The following is a 26,032-nucleotide window of genomic DNA, read 5'->3' on the forward strand; positions in this document are numbered from 1 at the left end:
ATCCTAGTTACCTGAATGAACCAGCCGGAGAACCTATCGAATGTCCGACACGGCACTGTTGCGCATCGGCATCCTGGCCGCCGGCCTGCTGTTGATCGCCGCGATCTTCCTGTTTGGCCGTCCGAAGAAGAAGCCCCAGGGGCGCCGCGTGGAAGGCGCGGAACCGGGTGCTGGCGAGCGCCGCGAGCCGGTGCTGGGCGAGGACGGTGCCACCGCGGTCGCGGATGGCCGCGTTGAACCGGGAATGGGCGGGGAAGGCCAGCAGGCCGAACTCGGCCTGGCCGACACCGACCCGGGAGCCGCCAGCGACCTTGGCAGGCGCGTTACCCAGGATTTTGACAAGATCGTCTCGCTGTTCGTGGCCGCCCGGGCCGGCGAGCAGCTGCGCGGCGAGGACATTGTGGTGGCGGCGGAGAAGACCGGCCTGGTGTTCGGCCACATGAACGTGTTCCACCGCCTGGTGGAAGGCCACCCGGAACGCGGCCCGATCTTTTCGATGGCCAGCATCATGAAACCGGGCAGCTTCGACATGGCCAACATCCGCGCCATGGAGACCCCGGCCATTGCCTTCTTCCTGACCCTGCCGGCGCCGCTGACGGCGCTCGATGCCTGGGAAAAGATGCTGCCGACCGTGCAGCGCATGGCCGAGCTGCTTGACGGCGTGGTGCTGGACGACAGCCGCAATGCCCTGGGCCGCCAGCGCATCGCGCACATCCGTGACGAGCTGCGCGCCTACGATCGCCAGCACCAGGCCCCGCCGCTGACCAAGACGCCGCGCTGGTAAGCCCCTGGCCGTAGAGTCGAGCCATGCTCGACTCATGTCCCATGGTGCCCGATCAAGACATCGGCACCACGCAAACGGGTAATCGCCCGATCGGGCTGCGCTCCCTGCGCGAACGGGATTCGCGGCAATGTAGAGCGCTTGGATCCTGAGTGATTCGTCACTCCGCACCGCGTGGCCGTAGCAGCCTCGCTGCCCAGAAGACCTGGACTGGGCATGCCTTCGCTTTGACTTCTCCGAGTCGTCTGGGTATCGCTTGAATGCGATCAGGTTCGCAGGGAAGGCCCTGGTCGAGCATGGCTCGACTCTACAGAGGGCCAGGTCGGCCCCCACCCAGGTGCGGTCTACGCCGGTACGCCGGCCACCTTGGCGAACGCGTGGCGGAATGCCGCCATCTCTTCTTCGGTGCCCACGGTCACGCGCACGCGCTGTGGCCAGATCGGCCAGCTGCGGCCGACCACTACGCCGCTCTCCGCCATCGCGCTGGCAAATGCACGGCCGTCGCGCTGGACATCGACCACGAAGCAGTTCGCCTCCGAAGGCAGGCAGGTGAAACCGCGCTTGCCGAGCCACGCGATGGTGGCCTGGCGCACCCTGGCGTTCTGCAGGCGCCGTTGCGGAATCAGCTGTGGGTCGCGCAGGCTGGCCAGTGCCGCCGCAAGCGCAGGCACCGGTAGCGGATTGTCACCGAGGCTGGCCAGCTCGCGCAGGCGGTCGGGATGGGCCGCCGCTACGCCCAGGCGCAGGCCAGCCATGCCGTACAGCTTGGAGAACGTGCGCAGCACGATCAGGTCATCGTGCTGCGCCACCTGTGCGATCAGGCTCGGCTGCTCGCTGTATTGCAGGTAGGCCTCGTCGACCAGCACGCGGGTGGACGCGGGCTTGTGGGCCAGCAGCCAGGCGAGCTCATCCGGTGGGCTGATCGAGCCGGTGGGATTGTTCGGGTTGCAGACATAGAGCAGCCCGGTCGGGCGTGCATGCGCGGCGGCGACCATTGCGCGCAGGTCGTGCGCGCCGTCATCGCGCAGCGGCACCTTCTGCACATGTGCACCGTGCGCGGCCGCGACCTCGCCCAACGTTTCGAAGGTCGGATCGGCCACCACCAGCCCTGCCTGCGGGCCGGTCCACAGCACGGCGGCGCGGTTCAGCGGTTCGCTGGAACCCGGATAGAGGCGCACGTGATCGGCGGGAATGCGCGCCTGCTCGACGAAGGCGTCGCGCACCTGGCCGGCCAGCGCGAAGCGGTAGCGGCCGCAACCGGCGATGCTGTCGCGTGCGGCCTGCTGGGCTGCGGGAGAGGGGCCATACGGGCACTCGTTGAAGTTCAGCAGCACGGCACCGTCGTGAGCGATGGGGGCGGCGGCTATCGCGGGTTGGGCCTGGCCACGCTGCGGCAGGCCGCTGCCGGCGACGGCGAGGCTGGCACCGGCCAGTTGCAGGAAGCGTCGACGGGAGGCAGGCAGGGTCATGGGCAGGATTCCGATGGGAGCCGTCGCACGCTAGCGCCGGTGAGGGGTGGGCGGCAAGCTGCTTCTTGTAGCGTCGAGCCATGCCCGGCTGGAGGTGTGCCAACCAAGGTTGGCACCGGCCGGAGCGGGGGAGTGCTCGTCGGGCATGGCTCGACCCTACAAAGGCGGGGGCGTTACAGGGCCTGACGCCCGGGCACGGTAGAATCCCCGGCCATTCCAGAACCACCGGATCCCGATGAGCCCCAGCCCCGCCGAACGCGCCGAAGACCTCCGCCGGCAGATCGCCCAGGCCAACCGCGCCTACCATGAGCTGGATGCGCCGGAGATCCCCGACGTCGACTACGACCGGATGGTGCGCGAACTGGAAGCGCTGGAACGCGAACATCCGGAACTGGCCAGTGCCGACAGCCCGACCCGCCAGGTTGGAGCACGCCCTTCCGGCCGCTTCGCCGAGGTGCGCCATGCGGCGCCCATGCTGTCGCTGTCCAATGCCTTCAGCGACGAGGAGGTCGCCGATTTCGTGCGCCGCATCGACGAGCGCCTGGGCCGTCGCCGCCTGCGATTTTCGGCTGAGCCGAAGATGGATGGCCTGGCCATCAGCCTGCGCTACGAGAACGGGCAATTCGTGCTGGGCGCGACCCGCGGCGATGGGAGCACCGGTGAGGACGTGACCGCCAACCTGCGCGAGATCGGCGATATCCCCAGGCAGCTGCACGGCAGGGGCTGGCCGGATGTGCTGGAAGTGCGCGGCGAGGTCTACATGGCCCGCGCCGACTTCGAGGCTTACAACGAACGCGCGCGATTGCACGGCGGCAAGGTCCTGGCCAACCCGCGCAACGCCGCGGCCGGATCGCTGCGCCAGCTCGACCCGAAGCTCAGCGCACAGCGCAGGCTGAGTTTCTTCGCCTACGGCACCGGTGAGGTACGGAACGGCGAGCTGCCCGATACCCACTCCGGCACGCTGCGCCAGCTGCATGCCTGGGGCTTCCCGGTCAGCGAGTTGTGCACGGTGGTGGAAGGCACCGACGGCCTGCTCGGCTATTACCGCGAGATCGGCCAGCGCCGCGACAGCCTGCCGTTCGACATCGATGGCGTGGTCTACAAGTTGGACGACCGAGCTGGCCAGCAGGCGATGGGCTTCGTCTCGCGCGCGCCGCGCTGGGCCATCGCCCACAAGTTCCCCGCGCAGGAACAGAGCACCACGGTGGAGGCGATCGAGATCCAGATCGGCCGAACCGGTGCGGCCACGCCGGTCGCGCGGCTGGCGCCGGTGGCCGTTGCCGGCGTGATCGTCTCCAACGCCACCCTGCACAACGCCGATCAGATCGCGCGCCTGGACGTGCGCGTTGGCGACAGCGTGATCGTGCGTCGTGCCGGTGACGTGATCCCGGAAGTGGTCAGCGTCATCCCCGACCGCCGCCCGCAGGGCACCACGCCCTGGCAGATGCCGACGCGCTGCCCGGTGTGTGGCTCGGAGATCGTGCGCGAGGAAGGCGCCGCAGCGTGGCGCTGCTCAGGCGAGCTGTCCTGCCCGGCGCAGCGCAAGGAAGCCATTGCCCATTTCGCTTCGCGTCGCGCGATGGATATCGATGGCCTTGGCGACAAGTACATCGAGACCCTGGTCGATGCCGGCATCGTCAGGGGCGTGGCCGACCTGTATCGCCTCCGTCGTGACCAGCTGCTGCACCTGAAACTGGTGCTGGATGCCGAGGATCCCTCGGCACTGGCCAGTGCGCTGAAGCCGCACCTGCCCGCCGAGGGCAGTGGTGCGGTGCTCACTGCGGTGCTCAGGCTGGACGGCGACGATCCGGCCTGGCGCGCGCAGGCGCTGGCGCAACCGGCCAGCTTCGACTGGAACACGAAGAAGATCGCCACCAAGTGGGCCGACAACCTGATCGCGGCAATCGATGCCAGCCGTGCTGCCACGCTCGAGCGCCTGCTGTTCGCGCTCGGCATCGAACATGTCGGCGAGAGCACCGCCAAGGCGCTGGCGCAGTGGTTTGGTGACCTGGAGCTGATCCGCCACCTGCCGTGGCCATTGTTCAAGAGGGTGCCGGATATCGGCGGCGAAGTGGCCCGCTCGCTCGGCCATTTCTTCGAGCAGCAGGGCAACCAGCAGGCCATTGATGACCTGCTGCAGGTTGGCCAGGTGCGCATCAGCGATGTGCATGCGCCCAGCGCCAAGCTGCGCGAAGGCCTGGACCTGGCGCAGCTGCTGGTCGAGTCCGAGATCCCCGGCATCACCCGCCTGCGCGCGGAAAAGCTGGTAGCCGCGCTTCCCGGCGCGCAGGCCGTGCTCGACGCCGAGCACGGCCAGTTCGTCAACGCCGGACTGCCGGATGACACCGCGCGCGGCCTGGCCGAGTGGCTGGAGGTCGACGGCCACGGCGCGATGCTGCTGGCGGCCGAGGAGGCAATGCAGCAGATCCTGGCCAGGGCGCCGGCGCTGGCCGAGATCGTGGCCGGCCCGCTGGACGGGCAGACCGTGGTGCTGACCGGGACCTTGGCCCAGCTCACCCGCGATGTGGCCAAGGAACGCCTGGAGGCACTGGGTGCGAAGGTCTCGGGCAGCGTATCGAAGAAGACCAGCTTCGTGGTTGCGGGCACCGAGGCCGGGTCCAAGCTGGACAAGGCGCAATCGCTGGGTGTGCCGGTGTGGGACGAGGATCGCCTGCTGGCCTATCTTGCCGAACACGAATGATGACCTCGCCGGGTGCCCGGGCACCCGGCATGAAACTCGAAGGACGACCGATGCAGACTGCCCCGCTGGATTTCCGCCTGGCCACCCGTGCCGATGAGACGCTGTTGATCTCGCTGATGCGCGAGTTCTATGCCGAAGACAGGATCGACTTCGATGATGCGCGCGTGCGCCGCGGGGTGGACGCGCTGCTGGCCGATCCGCGTAATGGCGAAGTCCTGCTGTGGCTGGACGAGGCCGGCGAAGTGGTGGGCTACGCGGTCATCACGATGGGCTTCAGCCTGGAGCAGGGCGGTCACTTCATGCTGCTGGACGAGCTCTACCTGGGCTACCGCGCACGCGGGCGTGGCCGTGGCAAACAGGCATTGGCCATCTGCGAGCAGCGCGCTCGCGGGCGGGGTGTCAGCCGCCTGCGCCTGGAAGTGAATCACCACAACGAACTGGCCCGGCGCTTGTACCTGGCCAGCGGCTACATCGACGACACCCGCGACCTGCTGACCCTGCCGCTGGACCATCCGCGCCCGGAGGGCATCCTGTGAGCGAGGCCCTGCTGCGCGCGCTGCAGCAGCGTGCTGCGCTCAACGCCCTGGTGCGGCGCTTCTTCGCCGAGCGCGATGTGCTGGAAGTGGAAACACCGATCCTCTCGGTGGCGGGCAATACCGAGCCGAACATCGACAGTTTCCATACTGATTTCACCGGCCATGTGGATGCCGGTGGCCGCCGCCGCTGGTTGCGGACCTCGCCGGAGTATCCGCTCAAGCGCCTGCTCGCCGCCGGTGTGGGCGACTGCTATGAACTGGGCCGCGTGTTCCGTAATGGCGAGGCGGGCGGCCGCCACAACCCGGAATTCACCATGCTGGAGTGGTACCGCGTCGGTTGGGATCACCATCGGCTGGTACAGGAGACAGCCGAGCTGGTCGGCCAGGCGCTGGGCCTGGTCGGGCGCAGCGCGACGCTGCGCGTGCTGAGCTACCGCGAGCTGTACCAGCAGCATGTGGGCGTGGACCCGTTCGACGCCGACGAGGCGGCGTTGCGTACCGCGCTGGGCGATGTGGGCATCGATCCGGTCGGGCTGACCCGCGATGATTGGCTGGACCTGTTGATGACCCATCGCATCCAGCCACACTTCGATGACACGGTCATGACCGTGGTCCACGACTGGCCCGCCAGCCAGGCGGCGCTGGCCCGCATTCGTCCCGGCACACCGCCCCTGGCCGAGCGTTTCGAGCTTTACCTGGGCGCGGTGGAACTGGCCAACGGCTATCACGAACTGAACGACGCGCAGGAGCAGCGAATGCGCTTCCGGCGTGACCTGCAGCGCCGCCACGAGCGGGGCCAGGTGCAACCTGCGCTGGACGAAGCGCTGCTGGCGGCGTTGCCGTCGATGCCGGCCTGTGCCGGCGTGGCGGTCGGTGTCGATCGCCTGCTGATGGCGATGAACCGCACGCCGCGCATCGCCGATGTGCTGGCCTATGACTTCGCCCGTGCCTGATCTTCGCGGCCAAGTGGACATCGAAGGCTGAACGGATTGCCAGCTTTCCTCGCTTGCTTCGGCAAGCAGGATGATGCTCTCATCACCGCAGATGCGGGACACTCGCATCGGCATTGGTCCACTCCTGTCGGGGAAGGCATTGGTCAAGTGGTTTGCGGTCGTTGCGGCACCGGTCTGCTCCATCGCGCTGTGGAGTGGCTGGCCGTCTCCGGCGTCGGCCGGGCAGGCGGGCTATGACGGCGAAGTGGTGACCTGCGAGTCGCGCGACATGGGCTGGGTGCATTGCGATATCGATGTCAGCCATGGCATCGACCTGGTCCGCCAGCTGTCAAGCAACAGCTGCATCCGTGGCAGCGAGTGGGGGACCGATCGCAGTGGCGTGTGGGTCACCCTCGGGTGCCGCGCCGAGTTCCGCGCGCGCCGCGCGGACGGAGCTGCGCCGGCGCATGAGGGCAAGCGCCTGGTGCGCCGGGTGGTGCGCTGCGAGTCCAACGGGCGCCCGCAGAGCTGCCCGGTGCGTCTGGACGGGGCGCCGGTGCGCCTGCTGCGCCAGTTGTCGGTGCTGCCGTGCCGGGAAGGCCAGGGCTGGGGCTACAAGCGCAATGAGATCTGGACCAGCCGAGGTTGCCAGGGTGACTTCGAAGTGGCCGACGACGAAGGCCGATTCGTCGATGTACCCCGCCGCCTGACCTGCGAATCGAAGTCGAAGAAGCGCCGCTTCTGCGGTGCCAGCATCTCGGTTGGCGCTGCGGTGACCGAACAGCTGTCCAATACACCGTGCGAGGAGGGCCGCACCTGGGGCTGGAACCGCAACGGGGTCTGGGTGGACGGGGGCTGCCGCGCCGAATTCTCGGTGAATTGAGCCCGGGCAGGCTCCAACCACGCGGAGCGTGGCCCTACAATGGGTCCATGAACACTGCCTCTGACATCGACTACGCCCGTTACGACCACATCCGCCCGATCCTGTGGACCGGTGACGCCCTGCAGTTGCTGGACCAGCGCAAGCTGCCGTTCGTGGTCGAACACGTGGCCTGCCATGACAGTGACGACGTCGCTGCGGCCATCCATGCGCTGACCGTGCGTGGCGCGCCGGCGATCGGCATTGCCGCCGCCTGGGGCGTGGTGCTGGCGGCGCGTGGCGTACAGGCTGCTGACGGAGCCCATGCGCTGCAGCAGCTGGAGCCGGCGCTGCAACGCCTGAACGCGTCGCGCCCGACGGCAGTCAACCTGGCCTGGGCACTGGCACGCATGCGCCGGTGCCTGAACGCGGCCGGCGCCGACTGGAAGGCACTGCTGGAAGCGGAGGCGCAGGCCATCGCCGAGGAAGACCTCGCAGCAAACCGTCACATGGGTGCGCTGGGCGCCGGCCTGATCGAGGCCGGCAGCGGCGTGCTGACCCACTGCAACACCGGCTCGCTGGCCACTGCTGGCTTTGGTACCGCGCTCGGTGTGATCCGCGCGGGCATGGCCCAGCACCGCATCGCCCGTGTGTTCGCAGGCGAGACCCGGCCTTGGCTGCAGGGCGCGCGCCTGACCGTGTGGGAGCTGCAGCAGGACGGCATCGACGCCACTCTGATTGCTGATTCGGCCGCGTCGCACCTGATGAAGACCGGCGCGGTCCAGTGGGTGATCGTCGGCGCCGACCGCATCTGCGCCAACGGCGATACCGCGAACAAGATCGGCACTTACCAGCTGGCCATCGCCGCCCGCCACCACGGGGTGAAATTCATGGTCGTGGCCCCGGCGTCCACCGTGGACATGGAGACCGTGGACGGCAGCCAGATCGAGATCGAGCAGCGCGATCCGGGCGAACTGTACGGCGTGGGCGGCACCCGCACCGTGGCCGAGGGCATCGCTGCCTGGAACCCGGTGTTCGATGTCACCCCCGGTGAGCTGATCGACGCCATCGTGACCGAACGCGGGGTGATCCTGAATCCGACTGCCGGGAACATGCGCGCTGCCTTCGGCGCCTGAGGCGGGCAGGGCGGCGGACGTCGGTAGAGCCGAGCCCATGCTCGGCTGCCGTCTGTAGAACCGAGCCGATGCTCGGCTGCGGCGGATTGCCGGCCGAGCCGAGCGCGGGCTCGCTTATACAGGAGCGGTGGGGCCCCTAAGTTCCTGATTTGTGCCGGTAAAATCCCCGTAAAGGGAGGCGGAAAACGGCCTGTTGTGGTAGTATCCACAGGTTGAATCGAGGTTCCGGCACGACCCCCTCCCGCAGAGGGCTGCGCCGGACTGGACCGCTACCAGACAACGGAACCCGAATGGCAGAAACCGCCAAGGAAATCATCCAGGTCAACCTGGAAGACGAGATGCGCAAGAGTTACCTCGATTACGCCATGAGCGTAATCGTGGGCCGCGCGCTCCCGGATGCGCGCGATGGCCTCAAGCCGGTGCATCGCCGCGTGCTGTACGCGATGAACGAACTCAACGCGCACAGCAACAAGCCCTACTTCAAGTCGGCGCGTATCGTCGGTGACGTCATCGGTAAGTACCACCCGCATGGCGATCAGTCGGTCTACGACACGCTGGTGCGCCTGGCACAGCCGTTCTCGCTGCGCTACATGCTGGTCGACGGCCAGGGTAACTTCGGTTCGATCGACGGCGACTCCGCTGCGGCGATGCGATATACCGAAGCGCGCATGTCGCGCCTGGCGCATGAGCTGATGGCGGACATCGACAAGGAAACCGTCGATTTCCAGCCCAACTACGATGAAAAGGAACTGGAGCCGACGGTCATGCCGACCCGGTTCCCGAACCTGCTGGTCAACGGTTCGGCCGGCATCGCGGTGGGCATGGCGACCAACATCCCGCCGCACAACCTGAGCGAATCGATCAACGCCTGCATCGCGCTGATCGACAACCCGGAGATCGACGTCGACGGCCTGATGGAATACATCCCGGGCCCGGATTTCCCGACCGCTGGCATCATCAACGGCACCGCCGGCATCGTCGCCGGCTACCGCACCGGCCGTGGCCGCGTGCGCATCCGCGCCAAGGCGGATATCGAAGTGGCCGACAACGGCCGCGAGTCGATCATCGTCACTGAAATTCCCTACCAGGTGAACAAGGCGCGTCTGATCGAGAAGATCGCCGAGCTGGTAAAGGAAAAGAAGATCGAAGGCATCAGTGAGCTGCGCGATGAGTCCGACAAGGACGGCATGCGCATCTACATCGAGATCAAGCGCGGTGAATCTGCCGAGGTTGTGCTGAACAACCTGTACCAGCAGACGCAGATGGAATCGGTGTTCGGCATCAACATGGTGGCGCTGGTCGATGGCCGCCCGCAGTTGATGAACCTCAAGCAGATGCTGGAGGCGTTCGTCCGCCACCGCCGCGAAGTGGTCACCCGCCGCACCGTGTTCGAGCTGCGCAAGGCGCGTGCCCGTGCCCACGTGCTGGAAGGCCTGACCGTGGCGCTGGCCAACATCGACGAGATGATCGAACTGATCAAGACCTCGCCGAACCCGAATGAAGCGCGCGAGCGCATGCTGGCACGCGTGTGGGAGCCCGGCCTGGTCGGTGCGATGCTGGGTGCGGCCGGTGCCGAAGCCTCGCGTCCGGAAGACCTGCCCAAGGGCGTGGGCCTGATCGAGGGCGGCTACCAGCTGACCGAGATCCAGGCCACCCAGATCCTGGAAATGCGCCTGCACCGCCTGACCGGGCTGGAGCAGGACCGCCTGACCGACGAGTACAAGCAGCTGCTGGAAGTGATCGCCGGGCTGATCCACATCCTGGAAGATCCCGACCGCCTGCTGCAGGTGATCCGCGAAGAGCTGGTCAACGTCAAGGCCGAGTACGGTGACGAGCGCCGCACCGAAATCCGCCACAGCGAAGAAGACCTGGACATTCTCGACCTGATCGCGCCGGAAGACGTGGTGGTCACCCTGTCGCACGCCGGCTACGTCAAGCGCCAGCCGGTCAGCGCGTACCGCGCGCAGCGCCGCGGTGGCCGTGGCCGCAGTGCGGCGGCGACCAAGGAAGAGGATTTCATCGAGCAGCTGTGGCTGGTCAACACGCACGACACGCTGCTGACCTTCACCAGTTCCGGCAAGGTGTTCTGGCTGCCGGTCTACCAGCTGCCCGAAGCCGGTTCCAATGCCCGCGGCCGTCCGATCATCAACTGGATCCCGCTGGAACCGGGCGAACGCGTGCAGGCCGTGCTGCCTGTGCGTGAGTACGCCGATGGCCAGTTCGTGTTCTTCGCCACGAAGAACGGTACGGTCAAGAAGACCCCGCTGGGCGAGTTCGCCTTCCGTCTGGCCCGCGGCAAGATCGCGATCAACCTCGACGAGGGCGATGCCCTGGTCGGCGTCGGCCTGACCGACGGCGAGCGTGACATCCTGCTGTTCGCCTCCAACGGCAAGACCGTGCGTTTCGGCGAGGACAAGGTCCGCTCGATGGGCCGTACCGCTACCGGCGTGCGGGGCATCAAGATGCCGCCTGGCGAGGAAGTAGTCAGCCTGATCGTGGCCGAAAGTGCCGGTGGCAGCGAGGACGAGAACGAGGACGACAACGGTGCCGAGGAGGCCGCGAGCCCTGGCGATGCAGTGATCGACGGTGCCGACGATGCCAGTGTGCAGTACATCCTCACCGCCACCGAGAATGGCTACGGCAAGCGCACGCCGCTGCCGGACTACCCGCGCAAGGGCCGTGGCACGCAGGGCGTGATCGGCATCCAGACCACCGAGCGCAACGGCAAGCTGGTCGCTGCGGTGCTGATGGGTTCCAACGACGAGGTCCTGCTGATCTCCGATGGCGGCACCCTGGTGCGTACCCGTGGCTCGGAAATCAGCCGCGTTGGCCGCAATACCCAGGGCGTGACCCTGATCCGCCTGTCCAAGGACGAGAAGCTGCAGGCGGTGGAACGCATGGATGCCTCGATCGACGAGGACGAGGACGACGTGGCTGCCGCTGCCCCGGCCACGACCGGCGGCACACCGGACGCTGCCAGCAGCGAGGACGCCGCGCAGGAGTGATCCCGCCGCTCTGTCGGGATGTCGGGCGACGCCGGCCATGTGCCGGCGTCGTCGTATCCGGGCCGCATGCTCATCCGCTGGACGCCGCACCGGTCGGCAAAATACGCGCCCGCTTCACGGTAGCGGTGGGATAACGGCCGTTATCACCCGACCGGAGAGCACCGATGTCCACCACGCCGCAGTCCGCTTCGCTGCCGCTGCGCCGCCATGTACTGGTCACGCTGCTCGCGCTGTTGCTGCTTGCGCTGGGCCTTGTCATTGGCGGGCTGGGGGCATGGCTGATTGCCCTGGGCGGATCGTGGTACTACGCCATTGCCGGCCTGGCGCTGCTCGCCAGTGGCGTGCTGCTGTGGCGCAACCTGCGGAGCGGTGCCGTGATCTACGCGCTGCTCTTCGTGGGCACGCTGCTCTGGACATGGTGGGAGTCGGGCAGCGACTACTGGCGTTGGGTACCGCGCCTGGGCCTGGTGACCGCACTGGGCATCGTGCTGGCGTTGCTGGCGCCGACCTTGCAGGCCCCGGTCCCGAAGCGGTTGTCGCGCAGTGTGGCCGCGGTGTTGATGCTGGTATTCATAGCGGCCTTCGCGCTGGCATTCGCCCCGCATGGCGAGGTACAGGGCGACCAGGCGTTCCCGGAGGCCGCAGTCAGTGCCGGGCTCGAGCCGACCCGCGATACCACCGGGCTACAACCGGCCGATCACCCAGCAGAGGGCGACTGGGCGGCCTGGGGCCGGAACAATGCCGCCACACGGTTCTCGCCGCTGCAGCAGATCACTCCGGACAACGTCGCCACGCTGGAGCTGGCGTGGCAGTTCCGTACCGGCGACCTGCCGAACAAGCGCTGGGGTGCGGAAACCACGCCGCTCAAGGTCGGGGACCGGCTGTATCTGTGCACTGCCCGCAATCAGTTGATCGCGCTTGACGCAGGAACCGGCAGGGAACTGTGGCGCTTTGATCCGAAGGTCAGGGATGAATCCATCCCCTACACGGCGGCCTGCCGCGGGGTGGCGTATTACGAGCAGCCCCGCACGACCCCGGCCGGCGATGCCTCCCTCGCCGACATCGCGGCCGATCTCGCCCTGCCGTCAGCGCCGCAGCCGATACCGCCACGGGGCACGCCCGGGAGCCGTCCTGCCTGCAGCGCGCGCATCATTGAAGGGACGCTGGATGGCCGCATCATCGCGGTGGACGCGGATAGCGGTCGCCCCTGCGCCAACTTCGGCAACAACGGCCAGGTCGATATCACCCTGGGCATGGGCGAGGTGCCGCCGGGCTATGTCTCGATCACCTCGCCGCCGGCGATCGTGCGTGGCGTCATTGTCACCGGCCACCAGGTGCTGGATGGCCAGCGTCGCGATGCACCCTCTGGCGTGATCCAGGCTTACGATGCCGTCGCGGGCAAGCTGCGTTGGGCCTGGGACATGGACCAGCCGGAACTGACCGGACTGCCACCGCCCGGCAAGGAATACACGCGGGGCACGCCGAACATGTGGACCACCGCCACCGGCGACGAGGAACTGGGCCTGGTCTACCTGCCGATGGGCAATTCCGCCGGCGACTACTGGAGCGGTTCGCGCAGCGAGAACCAGAACCGGTACTCGACCTCGCTGGTGGCGATCGACGTGACCACCGGCAAGCCCGCCTGGCATTTCCAGGCCGTCCGCAAGGACGTATGGGACTACGACCTGGGTTCACAGGCCAGCCTGATCGATTTCCCCACCGCCTCGGGCAAGGTGCCCGCCATCCTGCTGCCCAGCAAGCAGGGGGACATCTACATCCTGGACCGCCGCAGCGGGCAGCTGCTGACACCGGCTGAAGAGCGCAGGGTGCCGCAGGGCGGCGTGGAGCCGGAACAGCGCTCGGCCACCCAGCTGTTCTCGCGCTACCACACGCTGCGCCGCGACAACGACCTGACCGAGCGTGACATGTGGGGCATCACCCCGATCGATCAGCTGGTCTGCCGCATCCAGTTCCGCAACGCCAGCTATGAGGGTTTCTATACACCGCCCACCAGCGATCGTCATTCCATTGAATACCCCGGCTACAACGGGGGGTCGGACTGGGGCAGCGTGTCGATCGACACGCGCCGCGGCGTGATCGTGGCCAACTACAACGACATGCCCAACTACAACCGGCTGGTGCCACGTGCCGAGGCGGACCGCAAGGGCTGGGTGCCCCGCGAACAGGTGCGCGCCGACAAGGGGGGGGCCGAGGGTGCCGGCGACCCGCAGGTCGGCACGCCGTACGCCATCGACGTCAACGCCGGCTGGCGCCTGCCGTTCACCGGCCTGCTGTGCAAGCAGCCTCCCTATGGCGGCATCCGCGCCATCGACCTGCGCACCGGCAAGTTGCTGTGGGATCGTCCTTTCGGCAGCGCGCGCGGCAATGGCCCGTTCGGCATCCGCTCCGGGTTGCCGATCGAGATTGGTACGCCGAACAACGGCGGCTCGGTGGTCACCGCCAGCGGACTGATCTTCATCGCCGCCGCCACCGATGACCTGCTGCGTGCCATCGACCTGAAGACCGGCAAGGAACTGTGGCATGCCAAGCTGCCTGCGGGCGGCCAGGCCAATCCGATGGTCTACGAACAGGGGGGGCGCCAGTACGTGGTGATCATGGCCGGCGGCCACCATTTCATGGAGACACCGAAGGGCGATTACGTGATGGCGTATGCGCTGCCGAAGTAGGGCGGCGCAGCAAGGTGGTGCAGGGCCCGCCGGGTCGACCTGCGCGTCGACCCGATCCGATCGACGGCTGCATCAAGGCAATTCCTGATTCCGGCATGGGCGGCATACCGATGCCGGATTCCGGCCCTGATGGGCATTCTCGGTTCCATGCCCAGCGTCCAGCCTGCCGTCGGCCGTCATCCCATCATCGGCAATGTCCATGCCATCACGATGATGTGCCGGAACGGCCATCGCATCTTTGATTCCCCCGCCAACGCCGGCGTCGCGATGCAGCTCCTCGGATCGATGGACCGGGAAGGCCTGACCACCTCACTTGCCTGGGTCGTCATGCCGGATCACATTCATTGGATGGCCCAGCTACGTGGCCATTCGCCAGGCTACTGCGTGCATCGCTTCAAAGCGCGCAGCAGCTTTCTCATCAATCGCCAGCGCGGCCGGGCAGGGGGGCTCTGGCAGCCCGGCCATCACGACGACGTAATTGGCTGTGACGCGTCGTTGCGACGCCATGCGCGCCACATCCTGGCAAATCCCGTCCGGGCCGGCCTGGCTGCGCAACTGGGCGAACACCCGTACGGATGGTGCCGCTGGACCCTGAGCGACCTGGAGGCTGCAGGTGAGGGCGGATAGGGCCGGCGGGGGAGTGCCGATCGGGTACCGTTCGCCCTTATTGCGCAGGCACCCGCACCATCTTCGACATCAGGTGTTCCACCACGCTGGCCGGATCGGTGGTGCGACCGACATGGGTACTCGACACCTGCACGATCGAACTGCGCCTGGCGGTGAGGAAGTGGAAGCGGGCGCGGGCCGGCAGCTGCGCGATCGGCCCGGCGCTGGCGTCGCCGCGGCAGATCGCCACGATCGCATCCAGCCATGGCTGCAGCGCCTCCTGGTCCAGCGCCGGCGCGAAGGCGCGCAGGCGATCCGGATCGATTTCGATCGCCGCCTCCAGATGGCGCGCGCCAGGGCAGGAGACAATCACCCCGACGTTGATGAATTCCTCGCGTTCCACCCGCGGTACCACGCGGATGACCGCATAGTCATACGTGTGCAGCGTGGGCACGGATCGCCTCCTGCACGAACACCGCACGTACCTTCAATCGGTGCTTGAGATAGTTGATGTAGCCCTGGCGATAGGCCTGCGGGCTGTCAAAGGCCGGCTCATGGACCAGCCAGCTGTCCGGTACCAGGCCAACGATGCGCTCGATCTCGGCATCGGTCAGGCGTGCTGCCAGCTCGGCATCCACCTCGGCGATGCGGCGGGCGAACGGCAGCAGCACATGGTCGCGGATCAGCACGAACGGCTTCTCGCAGGCATCACCTGCGTTGGCCCAGTCGTGGTGGAAGTACATCGCCGCGCCGTGGTCGATCAGGTACAGCTTGCGGTGCCACACCATCAGGTTGGGGTTGCGCGTGGTGCGGTCGACGTTGCTGGTGAACGCATCGAACCAGACGATGCGCGAGGCCAGGTCGGCATCCACAGGCATCGCGGCCGGGTCGTAGTTGATCGCGCCGGGCAGGTAGTCCAGCCCCAGGTTCAAGCCTTCGCTGGCACGGATCAGTTCCTGGATCTCAGGGTCTGGTTCGGTGCGGGCGAACTCGCGGTCCAGCTCGACGAACAGGATCTCCGGAATCGGCAGGCCCAGCGTGCGTGCCATTTCGCCGGCGATCAGCTCGGCGATCAGCGCTTTCGGGCCCTGGCCGGCGCCACGGAATTTCAGCACGGCCATGCCATCGTCGTCGGTCTCGACAACAGCGGGCAGGGAGCCACCTTCCCGCAAGGGCGTGATATAGCGGAGGGCATGTACGGTGCGCATGCGCGCATTCTAGCGTGGGCGCAGGCGGAGCCCGTGGATCCGTGAGGGTGGAATCCCGGCCTTCACCTGTCCGTTCCGCCTGCGGTGGCAGCATCGGTCTTCACGAACCTTCAGGTTCATGGCGTGCTGGCACTCCCCACGTGGGTGCTTCATGCGGGGCATGTGCCCGCTGCCAGCGATGCGCGCACTGCGAAGCGGAAACCTCATCCACGATGTCCTGCAGGCTACGGAGGTGCACCGATGAGCGACGAATTCACTCCCATGCTGCCACCCCTGGACGACGCCAAGGCCGAAGAAATGATCGGCAAGGTCGTGCTGGTCGGTGTCACCCGCTATGGCGGCGACGGCCAGGTGCAGGGGCTGGAGCAGTACGCCGGCACCGTGCTGCGCATCAGTGCCGACGAAGGCGTGGTGCTGGCTGATGAGAACGACGGCCATGAGCGCTACCTGCCGCCGATGCTCGACCAGTACCTCCCCGCCGAACCGGGGGAATACTGCATGCGCAGCAGCGGCATGATCGTGGTCGACCCGGACTACCTGGCCACCTGGGACCTGCACGCGCAGCAGTAGTGCCAGGCCATGCCTGGAAAAGCTGGAGCGGCTGCCGGGCTGCCACTTTGCCCCATCCGGTCACTAGCCCTTCCGGCCCATTCACGACAACCCCTGCGGTGCTAGATTCGGGTCCATGCCCGATTCCGGGTATCCATTCACACCCAGGGGATAAGGATGCTGATCCGTCGAACCTCTCTGGCGGCGGCCGTTGCCGTTGCCACCGTCGGCCTGCTGGCCGCTGGCCCGGCGCTTGCCGACTACGCGAAGCCGCCGGAGCACCTGCTGAAGGTGCTGAAGGCACCGCCGCCGCCAGCGCCGAACGTGGCACCGGGGGGGCAGCGCCTGCTGCTGACTACCGCGCAGACCTACCCGTCGATCACCCGTGTTGCCCAGCCCTACCTGAAGCTGGCCGGCGTTCGCCTGGAGCCGAAGAACCGCAGCCGCCATGACACCCCCGGCGGCTACGGCATTCCGGCCTGCGTGGCCGACTTCACCCTGGTCGAGATCGGCAGTGGCAAGCAGACCCAGGTCGACCTGCCGCAGGGCTGCGCGGGCGGCGCGTTGTGGTCGGCCGATGGCAGCCACTTCGCGTTCCAGAACGCGGTCGATACCAGCGTGCAGCTGTGGGTCGGCGACGCCGCTACCGGCCAGGTGAAGCAGGTGCCGAACGTCCAGCTGAACCCGATCTTCGGCTACACCGTGCAGTGGCTGGGCGGCAGCCGGAACCTGCTGGTGAAGCTGGTCCCGGCCAACCAGGGCCCGGCCCCATCCGACGGTGGCGTGCCGACCGGCCCGGATGCGCAGGAGTCGCTGGGCAGCAGCGGCGAGAGCAGCACCTATGAGGCGCGCGATACGCTGACCAGCGTGCATGACGAAAAGCTGTTCGCTTACTACGGTGCCTCGCAGCTGGCCGTGGTCGATACCGCCGCCGGCAGCGTGCGCCCGGTCGGGCAACCGGCACTGTTCAACGAAGTCAGTGCCGCGCCCGATGGCGTGCACGTGCTGACCGAGTCGATCAAGCCGCCGTATTCCCATGCCGTGACCTACCAGCGTTTCGCCAACGACGTTGCGGTGCTGGACGTCGGTAATGGCCGCAGCACGCCGATTGCCAGCCTGCCGCTGGCCGACCGCGTGCCGGTGCACGGCGTGCCGGAGGGCCCGCGCGGTTTCGACTGGCGTGCCACCGATCCGGCCACCCTGGTCTATGCCGAAGCGCTGGACAAGGGCGACTGGAAGGTCAACGTGCCGCATCGCGATCGCGTGCTGATGCTGAAGGCCCCGTTCAACGGCAAGCCGACCGAAATTACCCGTACTGCACAGCGCTTCGAAGGCTTCGCGTGGACCGCCGATCCGGCCGTGGCCTTCCAGTACGAGAACGACGAGAACCGCCATTGGATGCAGACCCGCATCGTCGATGTGGACCAGCCGAAGAAGGAAGGCCGCCTGCTGTGGGACATGTCCAGCGATGAGCTGTACGCCAACCCCGGCAACCTGGTATTCACCCGCCTGCCGAACGGCGCGCAGGTCGTGCGCCAGGAGGGCAACCATGTGTTCCTGAGCGGCCGTGGCGCCTCGCCGCAGGGCGACCGTCCGTTCCTGGACCGCCTCGACCTGGGTACGCTGAAGAGCGAGCGCCTGTTCCGCAGCAGCGCCGATGCCTACGAACAGTTCCTCGGTTTCAGCAACACGCCGGGCCGCTATCTGACCTGGCACCAGTCGGTGATCGATCCGCCGAACGCCTTCATCCGCCAGCAGGGTGAGGCGGTGGCCGATGCGAAGACCGGTGAGGCACAGTTCGCGTCCACCGCCACCGCGCTGACCAAACTGATCGACCCGACCCCGGAAGTGCGCCAGATCAAGAAGCAGCTGGTGACCTACAAGCGCGCCGACGGCGTGGACCTGTCGTTCACCCTGTACACGCCGCCGGGCTACAAGGAAGGCCAGCGCGTGCCGGCGATCCTGTACGCCTATCCGGCCGACTTCGCCAACGCCGCGCAGGCGGGGCAGGTATCCGGTTCGCAGCAGACCTTCACCCGTCTGCAGCCGTATCGCCTGATGCTGCTGGCCGGCTACGCGATCATCGACAATGCCTCGTTCCCGATCGTGGGTGACCCGAAGAACGCCTACGACACCTACCTGGAGCAGCTGGAAGCCGACGCCAAGGCGGCGGTGGACAAGGCCGTGGACATGGGCGTGGTCGATCGCAACCGCATCGGCGTGACCGGCCACAGCCACGGCGGCCTGATGACCGCCAACCTGATCGCGCACACCAAGCTGTTCAAGGCTGGCGTGGCGACGAGCGGTTCGTACAACAAGACGTTCACTCCGTTCGGCTTCCAGAACGAGCGTCGCTCGGTGTGGCAGGCCCAGGATGTCTACCTGAAGGCGTCGCCGTTCTTCTACGCCGACAAGATCAAGCTGCCGCTGCTGCTGGTCCACGGCGAGGACGACGCCAACCCGGGCACCGAGCCGTTCCAGTCGCGCAAGCTGTACCAGGCGATCCGCGGCAACGGCGGCATCACCCGCTTGGTGATGCTGCCGAACGAGCCGCACTGGTACACCGCGCTGGAATCGAACGAGCAGCTGGTGGCGGAAATGCTTGACTGGTTCGATACCTACGTGAAGAACGCAAAGTGAGCATCGGAAGGGCCGCCGCAGGGCGGCCCTTCTGCAGCCTGATCCCGCAGGGCTGAGCCTTCGCCCGGCTATCGTTGCCAAGGCCAGCGCCGCTGCATCCGGCAAGCGCGCAGGCGGGTCTGGTGCAGGGCGCTGCGGCGTCACTGGAGGGCTTGCCCGAAGCCGGATGCCAGCAGGCCATGGTGCGGGTATCAGCTGGCTGGGCAGTCATTCGAGGAGGGCTGGCCGAGCACCTGCCCTCACGCCAGCGGCAGGCGATCCTGTGCGTGCGACATCCGGTCATGCAGTTCGCGCACATGCTCGGCCCTGGCATGCACCCGGGACGTATCGCCAAAGCTGCGCAGATAGGCACAAGCCGCAAAGCCGGCGCTCTTCTTTTCGTACTCGGCAATCCAGGCCAGGCGGTCCGGGTTGCTGGCCTGCTCGGCTGACCATGCCGCCACTGGCGGGCGGATCCGGTAACGCAGGCCCACGCGCCACGGTTTCGGCGTCAGCCGTGCACGGAAGCAATGCTGCAACCGGCACATGCGTGCGTACAGCGCGTCGGTCCCCAGCGCCTTGAAGAACGCCTGCAGCTGCTCGTCCCCGGGCGAGAAGGTGGCATGCATGGCCAGCACCCGCAGCCCGGCCGGCGTGCGGTAGGCGCGCAGATGCCAGTCGGCGTGCTGTTCGCTGAAGGCTTCCACGCGCCGCAGCGCCAGCCCCTCGGCACCGCCGGCGGCAGCCAAGCGGTGCTTGCGCCGCATCACCAAGGCAGCGTTGAGCAGCAGCACCGCTGCCACGCCCAGTAACAGGCCCACCAGCCAATGCCAGAGCAGGGTTCCGGTGATCGCGCCGGCAAGCAGCACTACCGCGGCAGCGATGGCCGGTATCACGCATCCGGCCGGTGGCTGTGCATGGTCGATGTCGGCGAACAGCACATCGGGGCTGTTGAGGCACAGCGCACCATAGCTGTTGCGGGTGATGATGACATCGCCGTCGCGCTGCACGATCTGTTCGCGGATCGGCACGCCTTCCACACCGTAGTTGCTGCGGATTTCGCGGCGCGGCAGAGACTGCCCGGCAAGGATGGCGTTGAGGGCCTCGTTGGCGCGCCGGTCGGCGTGTTCCTGGGCCTGGGCAGGGCCCTCGTCGGACCAGCCGAAGCGGCGCACGACCACCGGCCGGCCACGGAAACGGGCCTGCAGGCGGGCTTCGGCCCAGTACGCGGGAACGATCATCATCGTGCGGTGCTCCATCATCGATGCCAGGTGCCGAAGCGAGTCTGGCACAGCGCCGCAGTGGCCGCATCCGCGTGCTGCGGCGGGGCGGGCCGAGTGATAGATTGCGCGCTTTCGCATGCCCTCCAGCAAGGATGGAGCGATGTCCATGATCCTTCGCGGCCTGTTGGCCCTGGCCTGTGCTGGAGCAGCCGCAGTGGTTTCGGCCGGCACACCGCCGGCGCCGCAGGTCTCCACCATCGATGCCAGCCGTTTCTACGCGCTCTACGACAGCAGCGGCGGCAGGCCCAGCGTCGCACAGCTGGCCGGCTACCTGGCCGAAGGCAGTGCAGGCCTGGCCGATCTGGCGAAGGCGCGCCGGGTTACCGCCGAACGCATCGCCGACGCCACCGCCAGCCAGCCCGAGTTGTATGTGCACGGCCGCAGCTGCCTGGCGGAACTGCCGGCGGTGAAGCAACGCCTGGCGCAGGTGTTCGGCAACCTGCAGGCGATTTATCCGCAGGCCACGTTTCCGCCGGTGACCATTGCGGTGGGCCGTGGCCGGCCGGTCGGCCTGACCTCCAGGAGTGGCGTGGTCATCGGCCTGGAGGCGTTGTGCGCGGCCGACTTCATGAATCCGAACGTGCAGGACCGCTTCGTGCACGTGATCGCGCATGAGTACGTGCACATCCAGCAGACCGGTGTGACCGACTTCGAGCCTGGTGATCCTCGCGCGACTGTCCTGCGTGTTTCGCTGGCCGAAGGCATCGCCGAGTTCATCGCCGAACTGATCTCCGGCAACGTCGGCAATGGGCGCCACGCAGGGTGGACCCGCGGCCGGGAAGTACATATCGAAAGTGCATTCGCACTGGATGTGGACAGCACCGATCTGTCACCGTGGTTGTACAACTACACGCCGGGCTCGCAGGAGCCCTATGACCTGGGTTACTGGGTGGGTTATCGCATCGCCAAGGCGTATTACCTGCAGGCCAGCGACAAGCGCGAGGCGGTGCGTGCGCTGATCCAGCAGGACAATCCGAAGGCGATCCTGGCCGCCAGCGGCTGGACGCCAGGCATGTGGATGCCGGCGAAGGTGACCGGCGTGGCGGCGCGGTCGGCAGCACGATAAGGGCGGGGTGGCAGGCTAGACTGGCCCGGACATTCCAGGGAGAGATCACATGCGTTCCTTGCCCGCCAGCCTGGCAGCAGTCTTCATGGGTATCACGCTGGCCGCCGAAGCCGCAGCGGCCGATACGCCCGCGATCAATCCGTTGCTGCGCAGACCGGTCGATCAACTGCATCCGGACGAAGTGCGTTTCATGCAGCAGCGCTTGGCGGACTGGCCGGAACTGCAACGTTATCGCGAGGCCAACACGCGACTGCCTGCCGTCGTGCCGGGCCAGCCGCGCGTGGTGTTCTTCGGTGATTCGATCACCGAAGGCTGGGGCAGGGAAGGCAGTGACACGTTCTTCCCTGGCAAGGGCTGGCTCAACCGCGGCATCAGTGGCCAGACCACGGCGCAGATGCTGGTGCGTTTCCCGCAGGACGTGCTGGCACTGGAGCCACAGGTGGTGGTGATCCTGGCCGGTACCAACGACATTGCCGGCAACACCGGTCCGTCCACGCAGGCGATGATCGAAGACAACCTGCACGCGATGGTGGATCTCGCGCGTGCACATGGCATCCGCGTGGTGCTGGCCTCCGTGCTGCCGGTCAGCGAGTACCCATGGATGCCGGGGATCGCGCCTGCGCCAAAGGTGCGTGCATTGAACACCGCATTGAAGCGCTATGCCGATGCGAAGCAGCTGGTCTATCTGGACTACTACACGCCGATGGCCAACGCGGCCGGTGGCCTGGATCCGCAGCTGGCCGAGGACGGCGTGCATCCCACGGCGAAGGGCTATGCGGTGATGGCGCCACTGGCGGAGGCGGCGGTCAGGCGCGCGTTGATCGCGGAGTAGCCACGGCAGGCGGGCGCGTCGCTGCGAGCCGACTGCGTGGGCAGGAGCATGTCCAGGATGCGGGCCGCCACGGTACAGTGTCGCGGTAGCCGGCCATGCAGCGTGGCCGCCAGGGACGACAGGGCTGATGATGCGGAAGGGAATGGAAGGGGGGCTGCGCCGGTGGGGCGCAGCGATGGCACTGCTGCTGGCCACGGTGCCGGCTTTCAGTGCGGACAGCGTGGCACCGTCACCGCTGACACGTGAACCGGTCGGGGGGGTGTCGTTGGCCGAATGGACTGCCCGATGGTGGCGTTGGGCCGACAGCCAGGGCGTTGCACCCTATCTCGATCCGGACGGCCGCCTGTGCGATCTGGGACAGGACGGCCCGGTCTGGAACCTCGCCGGCACCAATGGCCGCTTCCAGCCACGTCGCGAATGCGTCGTTCCTGCCGGCAAGTTCCTGTTGCTGCCGGTCATCAACATGATTCATTTCCAGGTGGACACGCCTGTGTCCTGTGAGGAGCTGCAGGCAAGGGCGGCGGTCAACAACGATTACCTGGCCAGTGCAGTGGTGCTGCTGGACGGCCAGCCGCTGGGCGACATGCGCAGGCATCGGGTCAAGAGCGATGGCTGCTTCCGCATCGATGCGGACGACGCGCACTCTCGGCTGGCTGCCGCCGATGGGTACTGGGTGATGCTCAAGCCGTTGGCGCCAGGCCGGCATACCCTCAGCGTGGGGGCCAACTACGGCGTGCCTGATGGCGGTGCTTACAGCCGCATGCAGCAGTCATTCGAGTATGTGCTGCACGTGGGGACGCGCACCCAGGTGGTATCGCGTGGACAGGGGCCGACACAGGCGGCGGCACCCTGAGGCTCACGCGTCATCCTGCTTCAGCGCGGCATCGGCCGCGAGCAGTGCTTCGGCGGCCGCACCGAGCGGCGGTGAGGGCGTGGCGGCAACGCCGATCGATTCCATCATCTTCGGCATGCCCACGAACTGGCGCGCACGCCGGTCATAGATGCCGGTAACCAGCAGCGCGCGGGTGGCGATCTTCTGCTCGGCACCGATCAGCACGCGCTGCTCCATGATGCCGCGCGTGCCGACCCAACCCACCAGGCGCGTTTCCAGGGTGAAGCGCTGGAATGGCTTCAGTTCGCGGCGGAACCGGATGGTGCCGGCGCCGACGATCGGTGCCCATTTCTCACGCAGGGCCACCCGGCCCAGGCCCATGCGCAGGATCAGGTCCAGCCGGCCGAGGTCGAAGATGTTCCAGTAACGGCCATTGGTCATGTGCAGGTTGCTGTCCAGGTCGTTGGGCAGCACCCGGAACTGCAGGCGGGAAACTCCGAACGGGGCCTCGAGCCGGGGCCGGAACAGGCTGCACAGCAGCAGATGGAGCAGGCGGAACCAGAGGTTCATGGATATGACGACTGTTATAGATCGCTGGTACGCTAGTCTATGACGACTGTCTTAGCAAGGAGCCCGCCGTGAGCCCGCGACCGTCCGATGCCCCCCAGCGCGTGATCGAGGCTGCAGCACAGATGCTGGCGCGCGTGGGCGTCAACGCCACCAGCATCCGTGAAGTGACCAAGCTGGCTGCGGCTCCGCTGGGCTCGACCTACCATCACTTTCCCGGTGGCAAGCAGGAACTGCTGGCACGCGCTACCCATATGGCCGGCGACAAGGTCGATGCCGTGCTGGTCGAACTGCTGGAGGGCGGAGCCGTGCAGGGCCTGCAGCAGTTCCTCGCCATGTGGCGCGGGCGCCTGCTGGGCTCCGGTTTCCGGGCGGGTTGCCCGGTACTCGCCGCTGCGGTGGAGGATCCGGTGGAGGCGGCATCCAGCCAACCGCGGGAAGCTGCCGCCGAAGTGTTCGCACGCTGGCAGGAGCGCCTCACAACGGCTTTCGTTGCGGAAGGACATGCATCGGCAGCTGCGGGCGAGCTGGCGAGCCTGGTGATTGCCAGCGTGGAGGGCGCGGTGGCGATGAGCCGCGCACTGCAGGACATCGCCCCGTTCGACCGGGTGGCTGCGCAACTGCTGAAGGCTGCGGCGCCGCCTTGATCGGCCGCTACCGGCGCGCGAGACTGGCGATGGGCCTCGACTGGACGCCACCATGGATGAACCGCAACGCCGCCAGCTGATCCTGGACTACCTGCTGGCTTACAACCGCTTCGACATCGACGGCATGCTCGCGGTGCTGTCGCACGACGTGCACTTCGAGAACCACAGTGGTGGCCAGCTGACCAGCGTCACCGAGGGCGTGGATGCCTTCGGAGAACTGGCCTGGTAATCGGCTGCGCTTTTCCGGGAGCGCGAGCAGCGCCTGCTCACCCTGGAATTCGACGGGGACCGCGCGCAGGCGACGATCGGCTGGCGCGGTGTGTTCGCGCAGGATGTCCCGGGAGGGCCACGTGCCGGCGCTGCGCTGGAACTGCAGGGCAGTAGCGAATTCCTCTTCGCCGGTGACCGCATCGTGCGGATCGTCGACCGCAGCTGAGACAGTCGCTGCCCCTGCGTGGATGAGGCATGGAGCGCGGGATGCGGCCTGGCAGGCGGCCCTGGGCCGCCTGGACGCCATGCTTCGTTGCGGTAGAATCCGGCCAGCTACACCCGCGCGTGCCCGGCATGGATGTCTGCATGCAGTATCAGGCCTCCTGCCATCGCTGATGGCGTTCCGTCCCGAGCCCGGTGCAGCTCGCGGCGTGGAGGGTGGCACTGCATGGATCGGAGAGAGGACAGGCATGGAAGACGTTCCCGAATATCCCCACGTGAGCAGTCGCTATGGCGACCGGCGAGAGATCGAAGAACTGTCCCGATTCGTCGGCGCATTGCGTGATCGGGGCTTGAGGAACGCGGTCTCCGCAGCCTTCTACGATTCCAAGTTCAATGTATGCGAGTTGAAGATCGCGCAAGGCATTGCGCCGGAAATGCGCGAACTCGTGCAGGAAGTGGCGTACGAACACATCGCGCAGTACCGCATCGGTACAACGGTCTATCACGGCCGGCCGATGGACGACCTGCAGGCCTGGTACTTCCAGGATGAGTCCGGCGGAAGCGAGGACATGTCGGAGGATTTCCCGGTCGACGCCGATGCTTCAACGCTCCAGGGCCTGGACCGGGCCATGCCGGCAGGGGGTTCACCGGAGGCGGACTGGCTCGCATTGGAGCAGCGATGGAAGGCCGGCCGCGAAGGGGAACGCGCGCTGGCGGAGTGGTTCTCGCGCGAGCTGCTTTCATTCGTGGCGGTGTGCCAGCAGCCGGAGACCTTCTCGCAGCTGTTTGCGGGAGAGGTGAAGCGTCCGGACTTCCTGCTGTTGTTCGATGCGCTGGGGCTGATTGCGGTGGATGCGAAGAATCTCACGCCCAAGCAATGGAACGGGAGCTTGTCCTACACCCTGCCGCTGGACGACGAGGTCAAGCGGGCGGTGGCATTCGAGCGCATCTTCCGGATGCCGGTCTGGTATGCAATCAAGAACGGGGACGAGTGGCTGTGGATCAGTGCGCTCAAGGCGGTGGAAGTGGGCGTGCCACGGCAGAATCGCCGAACGGGAGCGAATTTTGTCGCAATTGATCGCTCGCATTTCGTGCCGGTCAGGACGGGCGCGGACCTTGCGGGTCTTTATGGCCAACGGATGACGTCATACAGCAAGGTTGCGTTGTTGGTGGAGTAGCTGGGGCAGGCGTTGCATCAGAATCAAGGGCATTTCACATTGCCCGCAAAGGAGGAGTTGCGTATGGATTGCGCTGTAAGTTCGCGTCGCGTGCGGATGTGTCGTGC

Annotated in this window: 22 protein-coding genes; 17 read left to right on the forward strand and 5 right to left on the reverse strand. The window is 67.0% G+C overall.

What is annotated here, in order from left to right; translation table 11 throughout:
• Window positions 1-40: 40 nt before the first annotated feature.
• Window positions 41-784, forward strand: coding sequence for a cell division protein ZipA (gene zipA, locus A9K58_RS01535; RefSeq protein WP_065197649.1), 744 nt, complete (start codon window positions 41-43; stop codon window positions 782-784).
• Between the two features lie 341 nt (window positions 785-1,125).
• Here the strand turns inward: zipA and A9K58_RS01540 are convergent, their stop codons facing one another.
• Complete coding sequence (locus tag A9K58_RS01540) at window positions 1,126-2,250, reverse strand: pyridoxal phosphate-dependent aminotransferase (RefSeq protein WP_065197650.1); 1,125 nt, start codon at window positions 2,248-2,250, stop codon at window positions 1,126-1,128.
• 229 nt (window positions 2,251-2,479) lie between these two features.
• Between A9K58_RS01540 and ligA the strand changes: the two genes are divergently transcribed.
• The 8 genes from ligA to A9K58_RS01580 all read left to right on the forward strand — a co-directional run bounded on the left by ligA (window position 2,480) and on the right by A9K58_RS01580 (window position 14,733).
• Window positions 2,480-4,951 carry an NAD-dependent DNA ligase LigA gene (ligA, locus tag A9K58_RS01545; RefSeq protein ID WP_196769143.1) on the forward strand — a complete coding sequence of 824 codons (2,472 nt, stop codon included), beginning with the start codon at window positions 2,480-2,482 and terminating at the stop codon, window positions 4,949-4,951.
• Window positions 4,952-5,001: 50 nt separating this feature from the next.
• Window positions 5,002-5,487, forward strand: coding sequence for a GNAT family N-acetyltransferase (locus tag A9K58_RS01550; RefSeq protein WP_065197652.1), 486 nt, complete (start codon window positions 5,002-5,004; stop codon window positions 5,485-5,487).
• The gene (gene epmA, locus A9K58_RS01555) at window positions 5,484-6,440 is read left to right on the forward strand and encodes an EF-P lysine aminoacylase EpmA (protein WP_065197653.1); all 957 of its coding nucleotides are present in this window, start codon (window positions 5,484-5,486) and stop codon (window positions 6,438-6,440) included. The genes A9K58_RS01550 and epmA overlap by 4 nt, the downstream gene beginning before the upstream one ends.
• A gap of 139 nt (window positions 6,441-6,579) precedes the next feature.
• Window positions 6,580-7,302: a DUF3011 domain-containing protein gene (locus tag A9K58_RS01560; protein ID WP_065197802.1), complete on the forward strand. Its 723-nt coding sequence runs from the start codon at window positions 6,580-6,582 to the stop codon at window positions 7,300-7,302.
• 47 nt (window positions 7,303-7,349) lie between these two features.
• A complete protein-coding gene (gene mtnA / locus A9K58_RS01565; RefSeq protein WP_065197654.1) occupies window positions 7,350-8,414 on the forward strand; it encodes an S-methyl-5-thioribose-1-phosphate isomerase in 1,065 nt (354 codons plus the stop codon).
• A 290-nt stretch (window positions 8,415-8,704) separates the two neighbouring features.
• Entirely contained in the window at window positions 8,705-11,419 is a 2,715-nt protein-coding gene (gene gyrA, locus A9K58_RS01570) for a DNA gyrase subunit A (protein ID WP_065197655.1), read from the forward strand.
• Between the two features lie 164 nt (window positions 11,420-11,583).
• Complete coding sequence (locus A9K58_RS01575; protein WP_065197656.1) at window positions 11,584-14,106, forward strand: membrane-bound PQQ-dependent dehydrogenase, glucose/quinate/shikimate family; 2,523 nt, start codon at window positions 11,584-11,586, stop codon at window positions 14,104-14,106.
• Window positions 14,107-14,235: 129 nt separating this feature from the next.
• Complete coding sequence (locus A9K58_RS01580; RefSeq protein ID WP_231109231.1) at window positions 14,236-14,733, forward strand: REP-associated tyrosine transposase; 498 nt, start codon at window positions 14,236-14,238, stop codon at window positions 14,731-14,733.
• A gap of 37 nt (window positions 14,734-14,770) precedes the next feature.
• Here the strand turns inward: A9K58_RS01580 and A9K58_RS01585 are convergent, their stop codons facing one another.
• Together A9K58_RS01585 and A9K58_RS01590 are read right to left on the reverse strand one after the other, a co-directional pair.
• The gene (locus A9K58_RS01585) at window positions 14,771-15,166 is read right to left on the reverse strand and encodes a DUF3037 domain-containing protein (protein WP_065197657.1); all 396 of its coding nucleotides are present in this window, start codon (window positions 15,164-15,166) and stop codon (window positions 14,771-14,773) included.
• Complete coding sequence (locus A9K58_RS01590) at window positions 15,144-15,920, reverse strand: HipA family kinase (RefSeq protein ID WP_065197658.1); 777 nt, start codon at window positions 15,918-15,920, stop codon at window positions 15,144-15,146. Before A9K58_RS01590 ends, A9K58_RS01585 begins: the two co-directional genes overlap by 23 nt.
• 240 nt (window positions 15,921-16,160) lie before the next feature.
• Here A9K58_RS01590 and A9K58_RS01595 point away from each other — a divergent pair, with 240 nt between their 5' ends.
• Both A9K58_RS01595 and A9K58_RS01600 read left to right on the forward strand, forming a co-directional pair.
• Complete coding sequence (locus A9K58_RS01595; protein WP_065197659.1) at window positions 16,161-16,490, forward strand: hypothetical protein; 330 nt, start codon at window positions 16,161-16,163, stop codon at window positions 16,488-16,490.
• Window positions 16,491-16,646: 156 nt separating this feature from the next.
• Window positions 16,647-19,109 carry a S9 family peptidase gene (locus tag A9K58_RS01600; RefSeq protein WP_065197660.1) on the forward strand — a complete coding sequence of 821 codons (2,463 nt, stop codon included), beginning with the start codon at window positions 16,647-16,649 and terminating at the stop codon, window positions 19,107-19,109.
• Between the two features lie 239 nt (window positions 19,110-19,348).
• On the opposite strand, the gene A9K58_RS01605 is transcribed toward A9K58_RS01600, so the two are convergent.
• Window positions 19,349-20,332, reverse strand: a complete 984-nt coding sequence (locus tag A9K58_RS01605; RefSeq protein ID WP_065197804.1) for a hypothetical protein — start codon at window positions 20,330-20,332, stop codon at window positions 19,349-19,351.
• A 139-nt stretch (window positions 20,333-20,471) separates the two neighbouring features.
• Between A9K58_RS01605 and A9K58_RS01610 the strand changes: the two genes are divergently transcribed.
• The 3 genes from A9K58_RS01610 (at window position 20,472) to A9K58_RS01620 (ending at window position 23,122) form a co-directional block, all read left to right on the forward strand.
• The gene (locus tag A9K58_RS01610; protein ID WP_065197661.1) at window positions 20,472-21,437 is read left to right on the forward strand and encodes a DUF2268 domain-containing putative Zn-dependent protease; all 966 of its coding nucleotides are present in this window, start codon (window positions 20,472-20,474) and stop codon (window positions 21,435-21,437) included.
• Between the two features lie 49 nt (window positions 21,438-21,486).
• Window positions 21,487-22,269, forward strand: coding sequence for an SGNH/GDSL hydrolase family protein (locus tag A9K58_RS01615; RefSeq protein ID WP_065197662.1), 783 nt, complete (start codon window positions 21,487-21,489; stop codon window positions 22,267-22,269).
• Window positions 22,270-22,396: 127 nt separating this feature from the next.
• Window positions 22,397-23,122 (forward strand): hypothetical protein, encoded by a 726-nt coding sequence (locus tag A9K58_RS01620; RefSeq protein WP_231109232.1) that lies wholly within the window; start codon window positions 22,397-22,399, stop codon window positions 23,120-23,122.
• Between the two features lie 3 nt (window positions 23,123-23,125).
• Here the strand turns inward: A9K58_RS01620 and A9K58_RS01625 are convergent, their stop codons facing one another.
• Window positions 23,126-23,671, reverse strand: a complete 546-nt coding sequence (locus A9K58_RS01625; protein WP_065197664.1) for a thioesterase family protein — start codon at window positions 23,669-23,671, stop codon at window positions 23,126-23,128.
• Window positions 23,672-23,739: 68 nt separating this feature from the next.
• Here A9K58_RS01625 and A9K58_RS01630 point away from each other — a divergent pair, with 68 nt between their 5' ends.
• The 3 genes from A9K58_RS01630 to A9K58_RS19785 all read left to right on the forward strand — a co-directional run bounded on the left by A9K58_RS01630 (window position 23,740) and on the right by A9K58_RS19785 (window position 25,925).
• Window positions 23,740-24,315, forward strand: a complete 576-nt coding sequence (locus A9K58_RS01630; RefSeq protein WP_065197665.1) for a TetR/AcrR family transcriptional regulator — start codon at window positions 23,740-23,742, stop codon at window positions 24,313-24,315.
• 52 nt (window positions 24,316-24,367) lie between these two features.
• Complete coding sequence (locus tag A9K58_RS19780; protein ID WP_231109233.1) at window positions 24,368-24,544, forward strand: nuclear transport factor 2-like protein; 177 nt, start codon at window positions 24,368-24,370, stop codon at window positions 24,542-24,544.
• 451 nt (window positions 24,545-24,995) lie between these two features.
• On the forward strand, window positions 24,996-25,925 hold the full coding sequence (locus tag A9K58_RS19785) for a hypothetical protein (protein WP_081283949.1): 930 nt from the start codon (window positions 24,996-24,998) through the stop codon (window positions 25,923-25,925).
• The last annotated feature ends 107 nt before the right edge of the window (window positions 25,926-26,032 follow it).

The organism is Stenotrophomonas maltophilia (assembly GCF_001676385.1).
Classification (GTDB): Bacteria; Pseudomonadota; Gammaproteobacteria; order Xanthomonadales; family Xanthomonadaceae; genus Stenotrophomonas; species Stenotrophomonas maltophilia_J.